The 10,034-nt window shown below is 60.1% G+C and carries 12 protein-coding genes, 1 tRNA gene and 1 pseudogene; 9 read left to right on the top strand and 5 right to left on the bottom strand.

Translation table 11 applies throughout. The features are described from left to right. The 5 genes and pseudogenes from NW857_RS07920 to NW857_RS07900 all read left to right on the top strand — a co-directional run. A pseudogene (locus tag NW857_RS07920) lies at positions 1-660 on the top strand (hypothetical protein); the annotation flags it as partial. Positions 661-717: 57 nt separating this feature from the next. Then, entirely contained in the window at positions 718-1,170 is a 453-nt protein-coding gene (locus tag NW857_RS07915) for a hypothetical protein (RefSeq protein ID WP_414334079.1), read from the top strand. 136 nt (positions 1,171-1,306) lie between these two features. Further along, a complete protein-coding gene (locus tag NW857_RS07910; RefSeq protein ID WP_414368578.1) occupies positions 1,307-2,608 on the top strand; it encodes a gamma-glutamyl phosphate reductase in 1,302 nt (433 codons plus the stop codon). Between the two features lie 130 nt (positions 2,609-2,738). Further along, complete coding sequence (locus NW857_RS07905) at positions 2,739-3,380, top strand: hypothetical protein (RefSeq protein WP_414334076.1); 642 nt, start codon at positions 2,739-2,741, stop codon at positions 3,378-3,380. A gap of 3 nt (positions 3,381-3,383) precedes the next feature. Continuing rightward, positions 3,384-3,716, top strand: coding sequence for a DUF3493 domain-containing protein (locus tag NW857_RS07900; RefSeq protein ID WP_414334074.1), 333 nt, complete (start codon positions 3,384-3,386; stop codon positions 3,714-3,716). A gap of 7 nt (positions 3,717-3,723) precedes the next feature. Here the strand turns inward: NW857_RS07900 and NW857_RS07895 are convergent, their stop codons facing one another. Beyond that, positions 3,724-4,113 carry a hypothetical protein gene (locus tag NW857_RS07895; protein ID WP_414334072.1) on the bottom strand — a complete coding sequence of 130 codons (390 nt, stop codon included), beginning with the start codon at positions 4,111-4,113 and terminating at the stop codon, positions 3,724-3,726. A 244-nt stretch (positions 4,114-4,357) separates the two neighbouring features. On the opposite strand from NW857_RS07895, the gene psaC reads away from it, so the two are divergent. Next, a complete protein-coding gene (gene psaC / locus NW857_RS07890) occupies positions 4,358-4,606 on the top strand; it encodes a photosystem I iron-sulfur center protein PsaC (protein ID WP_244348937.1) in 249 nt (82 codons plus the stop codon). Positions 4,607-4,622: 16 nt separating this feature from the next. Here the strand turns inward: psaC and nadD are convergent, their stop codons facing one another. Beyond that, on the bottom strand, positions 4,623-5,285 hold the full coding sequence (gene nadD, locus NW857_RS07885; RefSeq protein ID WP_414334070.1) for a nicotinate-nucleotide adenylyltransferase: 663 nt from the start codon (positions 5,283-5,285) through the stop codon (positions 4,623-4,625). Further along, entirely contained in the window at positions 5,282-5,896 is a 615-nt protein-coding gene (gene ruvA, locus NW857_RS07880; RefSeq protein ID WP_414334069.1) for a Holliday junction branch migration protein RuvA, read from the bottom strand. Before ruvA ends, nadD begins: the two co-directional genes overlap by 4 nt. Before the next feature lie 108 nt (positions 5,897-6,004). Between ruvA and NW857_RS07875 the strand changes: the two genes are divergently transcribed. Next, positions 6,005-6,940, top strand: coding sequence for an alpha/beta fold hydrolase (locus NW857_RS07875; RefSeq protein WP_414338320.1), 936 nt, complete (start codon positions 6,005-6,007; stop codon positions 6,938-6,940). On the opposite strand, the gene NW857_RS07870 is transcribed toward NW857_RS07875, so the two are convergent. Then, on the bottom strand, positions 6,937-7,470 hold the full coding sequence (locus NW857_RS07870; RefSeq protein ID WP_414334103.1) for an HNH endonuclease: 534 nt from the start codon (positions 7,468-7,470) through the stop codon (positions 6,937-6,939). The genes NW857_RS07875 and NW857_RS07870 overlap by 4 nt on opposite strands. Positions 7,471-7,573: 103 nt before the next feature. Here NW857_RS07870 and NW857_RS07865 point away from each other — a divergent pair, with 103 nt between their 5' ends. Both NW857_RS07865 and NW857_RS07860 read left to right on the top strand, forming a co-directional pair. Continuing rightward, the gene (locus NW857_RS07865) at positions 7,574-9,151 is read left to right on the top strand and encodes an apolipoprotein N-acyltransferase (RefSeq protein ID WP_414334065.1); all 1,578 of its coding nucleotides are present in this window, start codon (positions 7,574-7,576) and stop codon (positions 9,149-9,151) included. Positions 9,152-9,233: 82 nt separating this feature from the next. Next, positions 9,234-9,306: transfer RNA gene (locus NW857_RS07860), tRNA-Thr, on the top strand. 66 nt (positions 9,307-9,372) lie between these two features. Here the strand turns inward: NW857_RS07860 and NW857_RS07855 are convergent. Further along, the coding region (locus NW857_RS07855; protein WP_414368576.1) for a DUF1796 family putative cysteine peptidase at positions 9,373-10,034 on the bottom strand (662 nt) is incomplete at its 5' end.

Here is a 10,034-nt window from a genome sequence, read left to right as displayed (position 1 = left end):
GTTCCTCTGCTGCGGCTATCCCGCCCTTGGTTTTGGACAGCCAGCGCCGTTGTTTTGGCCTTGTCGGGCGGGCTGAGTTTTTTCCTCTACTGTCAGCTCCGCTTTGGCCGCTGGGATCTCTACCTGGAAATGCAGCGCTACTTCACTGGCGTGCAGGCCAATTACCAAGCCCTTTTCCAAGCTTCTACCTATGTTCTTTCCCCTGAGCGATGGCAAGTCTTGCTCTCTCCTTCTGCACCCGTGAAGGATCCTGGCCTGTGGTCTGATGCTCTCAGCCAACTGTTTGTGTCTGTTACGTTGGGATCCCTAGTTGTTACAGGCTTGCTGGATGGGTGGAGTATCCTGGCCGGCAAGAGCCAGCGCTGGCGGGAGCGGCTGGGGCTCCATTTGGCTGCCTGGGCCATGTTCTACATCGCTGTAGCCGGCATGAGTCCCCTGGGCCAGCGAAGCATGATTCGCTACTGCCTGCCGGTTCACGTCGTACACGTGCTGGCTCTCGTGCACTGGGCCAAGCACACAGATTTGGGCTTTCTTCCCCTCTGGGCTCGTCCCCACCTGAGCAGAGTTCTCAAGCTGGGCTATGGGCTTCTGGCTCTCATCTTCCTCGTCCTCAACCAAATCTTGACCTGGCGTTACACCCAGCATCTCTGGGTGGCTTGACTCCACTTTCTTGAAGATAGGATGTGAGGGATCCCGACTTCTCCCCAACTAGGAGCTGTGGCGTTTTCTTCTCCCCGCAAGTTGCCTCGGCAGAAATCGTCCCTGCGGGTGGCTCAGCCGATTGAGCCCACCAAGATCTACCCCTGCCCGTGTTGCCATCAGGGTCAGTTGCGCCTGATCACCCTGACCGAGGCTTTTGGCTGCAGCCGTTGCCAGCATATTTTCGCCATCACCCCCGACCGTTTGCATATTGAGCAACTGGCGGTTTCTTATCCCTATCGCAAAATGTGGTTCTGGAACGGCCATCAGTGGGTCTTGCGGCGGGAAAATGCCCTCCAGGGATCCACGCTCTTGGGCCTCACCTTTAGCCTGGGGGTTGTTTTGGTGGTGGGGTTTATCGGTGCGGTGCTCTTTCCCAGCCAAACCCAGTTGCTCAGTTGGTTCCTGATTCTTGGCTTGTTGCTGACCCTGTTGATGGCCACGGCGATCCTGCTGCTGCGGCGGCCTTAAGATTGGCGGGACTTTCCCCGGCGATCCCCTGCAGAATCAGCAGCCCCGGCACTTGTGGATCCAGCCATTTCTTGTTAGCAGTGGTCTGGAGAAGGGAGCAGGTCTGTCGTCGGTCAGCCAGGCAGGAGAGAAGCGAGTGACAGATTTCGGTTCAGCCTTTGACCTAAGCACTACTCTGCGACAGGTACGCCGTTTGCTGCCGCAGATGCAGCGGCTGAGCAGCCAAACCAAGCGCCAGGCCCTGCTGGCTCTCTCGCGTTGTTTGCTGGATCGCTCCGATCTGCTGCTGGAGGCCAATACCCTCGACCTGGAAAGCTGCCGCGAGCAAACCCTGCCGGAGTGGATCCTCAACGGCCTCAAGCTCACTCCTGAGCGCCTGCAGCGATCCGCCCAGTTGCTTGCTTTCTTGGCCCAACAGCCGGATCCCATCGGTAGCCTGGAGAGGGGGTGCCGTCAGGACAACGGGCTGTTTATTGGCCGCTACCGCGTTCCTTTGGGGCTGATCGCCTTGGTCTACGAGATCTACCCCGAGTTTGCCTTGAATGGCATTGGCATGTGTCTCAAGACGGGCAATGGCGTGATTCTGGCCGGCAGCGGCCCTATCCAGAAAACCCATCAGGCCCTGGTCAACCTGTTGGCAGAGACCGCCTACGAGCACGGGATCCCGGAAGGGGCCATTCAAACCCTGCCCGTCCAAGACCAAACGGCCGATCCTCAGGCCGATTCCCCACTGTTGCTGTTGTTGCAGCAAACCCGCTACGTGGATCTGGTGATCCCCTGTGGTCGCCCCGGCTGGGTGGAGTTCCTGTTGCAGGCCAGCAAAGTGCCGACTCTGGTCACCCATCTGGGGTACGGCCACATCTACGTGGATCGCACGGCTCCCTGGCCTTTGGTCAAGTCAGTTGTGTTGGATCCCCTGGCCCAGTATGGCGCGGAAGGGATCCCGATTTATCAGCCCCTCACCCTTTGGCTGCTGATCCACACCGATTGGTCCGCCAATCATCTGACCGCCCTGATTGAAGACTTGCTGGGTCAAGGGATCGATATACAGGCAGCAGCCCCTATTCTGGAGCGATTCCCCCAGCTTCACCCGCTTGGGGAGGGCTTTGACTCCACAGAACAGCCTCATCTGCGCCTACAGCCCGTTGCCGACCTGACGGAGGCGATCGCCTGGATCAACAAAAATGGCTGTCGTCAATCGGAGACGATCCTCACCGATAGCCAATCGGCAGCCCAGCGCTTTCTCCAGGAGGTGGATGCCGCCCTGATCCACCTCAACACGTCCCCCCTCTCGGCAGGCCGGGGAGCCGGGATCCCCACCTTGGGAGCGTTTCGCGACCTGTCTTTGGGCATTTCCACCCAGCGGCTGCACGTGCGCGGGCCCATTGACCTGGAAGCTTTGACAACAGTGAAGGTGGTGGCTCAGGGTGGCCTGTAGCGGGGAAAAGTTGGGATCCCGAACTGCCGTTCTCCCCAAAAGCCAGGAGATGGCGTGAGACTAGAAAGGGAGGGATGCCGGCCCGGTCGTCCGACGTCCAACCCAGCCCAACAGACGGGGGAGAACTCCTTTGGGGATTGACCTGCGCAGTTATGTGTTTTTGGATCGGCTCCAGCCCCAGTACGCGGCCTACCTGGGCACGGTGGCCCAGGGCTTTTTGCCCCTGCCAGGGGATACTTCCCTCTGGGTCGAGATTTCCCCCGGCATCGAGATCAACCGCGTCATGGACATCGCCCTCAAAGCCACTTCGGTGAGGCCTGGGCTGCAGGTGGTGGAGCGCCTCTACGGCCTTTTGGAGGTACACTCCAGCAATCAGGGGGATACCCGCACGGCTGGCCGCGCCATTCTATCTGCTCTGGGGGTGAGCGAACAGGAGCGCCTCAAGCCGCGCATCATCTCCAGCCAGATCATCCGCAACATCGATCCCCACCAAACCCAGTTGATCAATCGTTTCCGCCGCGGCCAAATGCTGTTGGCCGGCCAAACCCTCTACATCCTGGAGGTGCAGCCGGCAGGCTATGCCCCCCTGGCCGCCAACGAGGCAGAAAAATCGGCCCGGATCAACATCCTCGAGGTGATGCCCTTTGGCAGCTTTGGCCGCGTGTACCTGGGCGGGGAAGAGCAAGATATTCTGGCCGCCTGCCGCGCTGCCGAAGCCATTTTGGCGGGGGTTTCCGGTCGGGATCCCCTTCTGTTGCCCGAGGAGGTGTAGTCGATGGCAGAATCGGATCCCAAGTCTTCGCCCAAAGCCAGCTTGCCCCAGGATCCGATGGCGGATCGGGTGAGGCTGCTCACGGAGCTGGCCGCTCCCTATCGGAGTTTGCGGCGCTTCATCTACCTGGCGGTGGGATTCTCGGCCACCATCGGGGCATTTGTATTTTTCTTCCGGGCCTTGGCGGGGCGAGATCTGGAGACCACCCTGCCCAGCTTGGCGCTGCAGTTGGGGATCCTGGCCGGCGCCCTCGGCCTGAACAGGCTGGAAAACCGTTCCCAGCAAAAGCTGGTCAGACAGGTGAAGCAGCGCTTGGGCATCCGACAAGACCGCTAGCCCGGCTCTAAAAATCCCAGTTCTCTGGGCCGGGATCGGAGTCGTCCTCCGCGTCGGCGCTGGGCAGATAACGGCGCTCCCTTGCCGGGGCTTCCTGGGGCCATTTTTGAACTATTTGGATGGCCAGAAAGGCAACCAAGGCAACCAAGACCGCCAAGGTGAGCAGCGGAATCGCCAGGATCACCACCGCGCCCAACACGTAGATGGCCACCTTGGGCAAGGAGGGATCCACCCTCCAGCCGCGGCGGTACACCCACTCGGTGAGCTGCCGATCCCATTGGCGCAGGCGAGGGACGTTCTCTGCGTAGATCTCCTGGAGGATATCGGCCAAAACAGGCCCCAGGCGGCGCATCTGGCCTTGGGTTTGCCTTCTCCAATTCCGCAGCGAGCGTCCCATTGATAGGATCCCTTGCCCTGGTCTTTCTCAGGCGATCCTAGCCCAACGGGAACAACGGCTCCGGGGCCCTTATGACAGCCGTTCCGCTAGCCCAATCCTGTAAATTTGTTTGAACATTTGGATCGGAGCTTGGGGTGTCTTGGCAGGACTACAGTACACTGAGGGCACTTGCGCAGCGATGTTGCTGCCACGCCGATTGGTCAATCTTTTTTAACTTTTCAACCTGCTCGACTGGAGAACGCTAATGGCTCACTCGGTCAAGATCTACGACACCTGCATCGGCTGCACTCAGTGTGTGCGAGCTTGTCCCACCGACGTGTTGGAGATGGTGCCCTGGAAAGGGAACAACAAAGCCGGGATGATCGCGGCCTCTCCCCGCACCGAAGACTGTGTTGGCTGCAAACGCTGCGAAACTGCCTGCCCCACGGATTTCTTGAGCATCCGGGTCTATCTCGGCCCCGAAACCACCCGCAGCATGGGCTTGGCCTACTAAGGGGTTGGGGGTACTTCTACCGGATTGATTCGGAGGGGAGGGATTCCTCCCCTTCTTCACGCTGCAGGTAGAGGCGGTGCTGGCGGATGTAGTGCTCCACGGCAGGGGGCACCAGGTAGCGAATGGATCCCCCCTTTTGGATTTGCCGCCGCAAGTAGGTGGAAGAGAGGGTCAAGGTAGGGGCTTCCAGGATTTCCGCCTGGATGGGCAACTGTTGGGCCACCAACCGCAACACCTGGGCGGCATCGCCGGCATCCACCCGTGGGGCGACAATCCAGTGGCAGAGGCGGGCCAATTCTTCGGCTCGATACCACTGGGGCAGATCCCGCAGGGCATCCACGCCGAGGATCCAGTACCACTGGGTATTGGGTTGCTCCTGGATAAGGCTGCGCAGCGTCTCAATGGTGTAGGAGCGCCCCGGACGGCGGATCTCCAGCTCTGAGCAGGCGAAGCGCTGGTGGTCGGCAATGGCCAGTTTGACCATAGCCAAGCGGTCGGCTTTGCTGGCGCCGGCGGCCAGGGGCTTGTGGGGGGGATCCCCTGCCGGCATCCACAGCACCTGATCCAGGTCAAACTGCCAAAGGGCTTGTTCCGCCATGATCAAATGGCCGTGATGTACAGGGTTAAAGGTGCCGCCCAGGATGCCGATGCGGGGCTGCTTGCGGACAGAGGGGCTCATGGCTGGCGGCTGAGGTAGGTGATGGCATCCCGCAGCCACTCTTCCGTTGGGCGAGGCTGGGAGGGCAAAGCTTGCAGGGCCGCCTGAATTTCTTGAGCGCTGTAGCCCAGGGCCAGCAAGGCCATTTCCACCTCTTCCCGGATGGGCATGGGCGGCCCGCCGGCCAGGGGGCGATCTGCGTTCTCCAAACCTTGTCGCCAGTGGGCCAGCTTGGTTTTCAGCTCCAAGGCCAGCCGCTGGGCCGTTTTGTGACCTACCCCTGGTGCGAGGGAAAGTAGGCGCACGTTTTCGGTCACCACTGCCTGAACCAGCTCCGGCAGGCCAAAGGTATTCAGCAGAGCCAAACCCAGAGCCGGCCCTACCCCCGCAACTTTGATGAGCTCCACAAACAAATCGCGCTCGGCTGGCGAGCCAAACCCGTACAACACCAGCTCGGTCTCTCGCACCACCAAGTGGGTAAACACCCGCACGGGCTCTCCGATGGGGGGCAGTTGCTTGAGAAAACGCGCCGGGGCCTTGACCCGATAGCCGATCCCCTGCACCTCAACGGTGAGGCTGCTGCGCTCTCCCCATTCGATGGCGACGAGGTGGCCGCTCAAAAAGGCGATCATGCTGCAAGTCCAATCCGTGTTTAGGATACTCTGCGCGGCTACAGCTCCAGAGTCGGCTGAGCAGAATTTAAAAGAATCTAGAATAAGAAAAGCTTACAAGCGACTTCTATGGCTTCAACATCGGCATCGGCCACTCCCATTTCGGCGCGGTGGACTTGGCGAGGGCAGTCGGTTCATTATGTCAAACAAGGCGAGCAGGGTCAGCCTTTGCTCTTGGTGCACGGCTTTGGGGCCTCCACCGACCACTGGCGCAAAAACATTCCCGAATTGGCGCAACACTATCAGGTGTATGCCATCGATTTGCTGGGTTTCGGTCGCTCCGCCAAGCCCAACTGGGACTACCGCACCGAAATCTGGCGGGATCAACTGCGGGACTTTTGCCAACAGGTGATCCGTCGGCCCGTGGTGGGGATCGGCAACTCCCTGGGCGGCTATGTGGTGCTCAGTCTGGCGGCGGAGTGGCCGGAGTGGGTGCGGGGCGTGGTGCTCTTGAATGGGGCAGGGGGGTTCTCCACGCTCAAAGGATCCCCGAGCGGCTGGCGGCAATGGCTGGGCGGATTGGTGGGCTGGGGCCTGCGGCAGCGCCTGGTATCTTACTTGCTGTTTCAGTACTTGCGACAGCCGCACGTGATCCGGGCCAAGCTGAAGCAGGTCTACTACGACCCGGCGGCGGTGACAGACCAACTGGTGGAAGACATCCACCGCCCCACGCGGGATCCGGGGGCTGCCGATGTGTTTGTAGCCTTGATGCGGGGCGGGCAGAAGGGACGCTACGTGGATGAGCTGCTGCGCAGCTTGGTGCGCCCGCTGTTGTTGATCTGGGGAGAACGGGATCCCTGGATGCGGGCCCGCGAGCGCTCTAAGCTCTACCGGGCTCACTACCCTCAGGCGGTGGAATACTTCCTGGAGGCCGGCCACTGCCCTCACGATGAGCGCCCCGAACAGGTCAATGCCCTGATCCACCAGTGGATCGAGACGGGGATCCCGGCCACCACCTCTCCCCCCATTTCCAAAGCTGCCCCCACGTCAGAACTCCATCCTTAGCCGTTGTCCAACGGTTCCTCTTGGGGATCCCCTTCCAGGCCGATGGCGTACTTGGACCATTCTCGGTGGGAACCACTGTCAACCGCTTTGGAGATTTCAAAGTAGAGGGTGCTGTGGGGACGGCGGGGTTGGCGCAGCAGGGGCATACCGGCTTCGCGGGGGGTGCGGTTGCCCTTTTTTACGTTGCAGCGCACACAGGCGCTGACCACGTTCTCCCAAGTATCTCCACCGCCGCGGGAGCGCGGGATCACGTGATCAAGGGTGAGGTCTTCGCCGTAGCAACCGCAGTACTGACAGCGGTGCCCATCCCGGTAGAGGACGTTGCGGCGCGTGAGCGGGATCTCCTTGTGGGGAACGTGGACATAGTGGCGCAGACGAATGACAGTGGGCAAAGGAATGTTGCCGTACACCACTCGACCGTTGTGCTCGATTTGCTCGGCCTTGCCCTTGAGCAGCAGAACAACCGCCCTGCGCCAACTGGTGATGTTGAGCGGCTCGTAGGAGGCATTCAAAACCAAAACCTTGCCCATAGTGCTACGCACCGCTGACGAGATCCCCAAGCCAAGCCGGAAGGCGCCAGACCCCTGAAGTTATGCAAAATGTTAACACAGCTTTAGATTTAGGCGCTTGTTGATGAAGCTGAAAGTGGGAGATTCAACCCAACAGCAGGATCTGCTCCAAAAAGGAAACCCAGGCAGGCGCTGGCTGATGGGGCTGGCCATTCTGCTACTTTGCCTGGGATCCCCCAACCGCTGGCTGCATTGGTTTCCGGGGGCGCTGCTGGGCCTAGCCCCGCTGTTTGACTTGTGCGAACAACAGCAAGGGTGGGCGCGGTGGCGTTTGGCCTATGGCCTTTGGTTTTGGGTTTGCCTGTATGCCTTCTGGGTGGATCCCTTCTCAGTCAAGGTGCTGAGCGCCTGGGAGATCTTGGGGGGCGTGGTGGTGGCCCCCCTGATCCCCCTTTTCTTTACCACTGCTACGCTCCTGAGTTTGCATCTGAGTCATCCCCTGCCGCCTTGGGCGCGTCCGCTGGGCTTGGCCACGGTCTGGACAGGTTTGGATGGGCTGTTGGGCTTGCTCTGGTGGCCTATTCCCTTTCATTGGGGCTCCCTGTTGTTCGATTGGCCCCTTGCCATCCAGGTGGCCGATATCACAGGCATCTGGGGGGTTACCTTTTTTGCTGTGTTTGTCAATGGGGTGCTTTGGCAGATGGCCAGGCAGATGGCCCGAGGATCCCTGAGAACCTGCTTGGATGAGCTGCTCAGGAACAGGGATTTCTGGAGTACGCTCGCCTGGGGCCTGGGGTTGACGGGGCTGGTCTTGGCTTATGGAAGCGTGCGCCTGGCCTACTTCGATGCTTTGGCCAGGGATCCCGGCTTTCGGGTGGCGGCGGTGCAGCAGGTGGCTTGGTTGGAAGCCGATCGCAGTTGGGACTACCGCAGGGAGCGCTACCGGGAGCTGCATCAACTTTCTGCCCAGGGGGTGGCCGCCGGCGCACAATTGGTGATTTGGCCGGAGGGGGCGCTGCGGGCGCGGCTGCTGAATACCGCCCTGGAACCTTATGTGATCGAGCCGATGCAAGCGATTCTGCCGCCAGAAGGCGCTTTGATTACGGGGGCAACAGAGCCGGATCCCCGCACAGCCCATCTGCCGGAGGAGCAGCAGCGATTGTTGAACATGGCCCTGTTGTTCGACGCCCAGGGCAGCTTGCTGGATGGGTTTGGCAAGCAGTGGATCTTTCCCTATTTCGAGTCGGGGCGCTATGTGCCCTCGCCGGATGGCTATCGGCCTTTGGCCGGGGGCGAGCTTTTCGGGCCTTTGGGGGTGATGATCTGCTTGGAGAGCGTGCTGCCTGCGCCCAGCCGCGCTCTAACCCGTCATGGCGCCGAGTCTTTGATCGTGATTTCGGATGATAGCTGGTTTGGCAATAGCCACTGGCCGATGCTGCACGGCAAGCTCTCGGTTTTCCGGGCTGTGGAAAACCGGCGTAGCATGGTGTTTGTCAACAACACCGGCGGCAACCTGGTGGTGGATCCCTCAGGTCGGCTCCAGCAGGTCGGCCCCATCTTTCAGCGGGGGGTGATCACGGGAGAGGTAAGGCGGCGTTCTGAGACCACCTTCTACAGCCGCACGGGGGATTGGTTGGTGTGGCTGACGCTGGGGCTATCTCTGGGGTTGTGGCGCCGGGGATCCCGAGTAAGGCAAGGATGAGGTAAGATCAGTAAGCTTGCCCAGGATCAAGATCGGGATTGCTTGCTCCGGAGTGGCGGGTTCCCCCATCGAATCAACCGTTGCTGATGTAGCTCAGTCGGTAGAGCAGCTCACTCGTAATGAGCAGGTCATCGGTTCGAGTCCGATCATCAGCTTTCTGGATTGAGCACCTTGGAGCGCCTCAAACTTCTGCTCTATCCCCACCCGCCCATTGTCGGCGCCTACAGTTGTGGGGGGCACCAGAAAAGATTGCGGCTAGAGACCCCCAAGGAATGGAGAATATCCCTCATGATCCCTGTGCAGTACTTCCAATGCTCAGGATCCGCACACATGCGGTCGGGGTTGAACTCCATATCGTAGTGGATGACATTGGGGATCCCGGCAAACTCATCCGAAGACTGGGGGGAAATGATGAGGAGCAGAAAGGGTTTGCCCTTGCACTTGGTCGACAATTTATCCATCAAGTCGATCACTGCGCCCCGCTGACAGCCGCCTGTGCGAACAAACAAGATCTTGTCTGCCTTTTCCAAAACATGTAGAAAACGCTTGGCACGGGCTGTGTAGCGGGTTCGCATCCGCTCGTAGATAGGGCTCATGTCCCGCAGTGGATCTTCCCCTTCTTCCACCTCATGGCCAAAAGATAGGCCTGTCCACTTGCTGTGATAAATGCGGCGATCTGCAGGGCTGTAGCGCAAGTATTGGGGATCCCACATGCCCTGAAAATCGTGGTGGATCATATCGGCCACATCCGCTAGGTTGCTGGTGCGGGTCAAATCAAAAGGAAATGCAGGCCCATCGTATTCCAGCTTGTAGAGCAGCATTCGCACCGCACAGCGATCCCCCAGGGGAACAACAGCAACGCGATGAATATCAGATAAGGCGC

This window comes from Synechococcus sp. H55.9 (genome assembly GCF_047462355.1).
Taxonomy (GTDB): domain Bacteria; phylum Cyanobacteriota; class Cyanobacteriia; order Thermostichales; family Thermostichaceae; genus Thermostichus.
The sequence above is the reverse complement of the archived record's forward strand: the minus strand, read 5'-3'. Positions and strand labels throughout refer to the sequence as shown.

Excerpts from the sequence above, each read along its gene's own strand:
- nadD (WP_414334070.1), bottom strand. The coding sequence starts at position 5,285 with ATGAGCCCCTCTGTCCGCAAGCAGCCCCGCATCGGCATCCTGGGCGGC.
- ruvA (WP_414334069.1), bottom strand. The coding sequence starts at position 5,896 with ATGATCGCCTTTTTGAGCGGCCACCTCGTCGCCATCGAATGGGGAGAG.
- psaC (WP_244348937.1), top strand. The coding sequence starts at position 4,358 with ATGGCTCACTCGGTCAAGATCTACGACACCTGCATCGGCTGCACTCAG.
- NW857_RS07865 (WP_414334065.1), top strand. The coding sequence starts at position 7,574 with ATGAAGCTGAAAGTGGGAGATTCAACCCAACAGCAGGATCTGCTCCAA.
- NW857_RS07900 (WP_414334074.1), top strand. The coding sequence starts at position 3,384 with ATGGCAGAATCGGATCCCAAGTCTTCGCCCAAAGCCAGCTTGCCCCAG.
- NW857_RS07895 (WP_414334072.1), bottom strand. The coding sequence starts at position 4,113 with ATGGGACGCTCGCTGCGGAATTGGAGAAGGCAAACCCAAGGCCAGATG.
- NW857_RS07870 (WP_414334103.1), bottom strand. The coding sequence starts at position 7,470 with ATGGGCAAGGTTTTGGTTTTGAATGCCTCCTACGAGCCGCTCAACATC.
- NW857_RS07875 (WP_414338320.1), top strand. The coding sequence starts at position 6,005 with ATGGCTTCAACATCGGCATCGGCCACTCCCATTTCGGCGCGGTGGACT.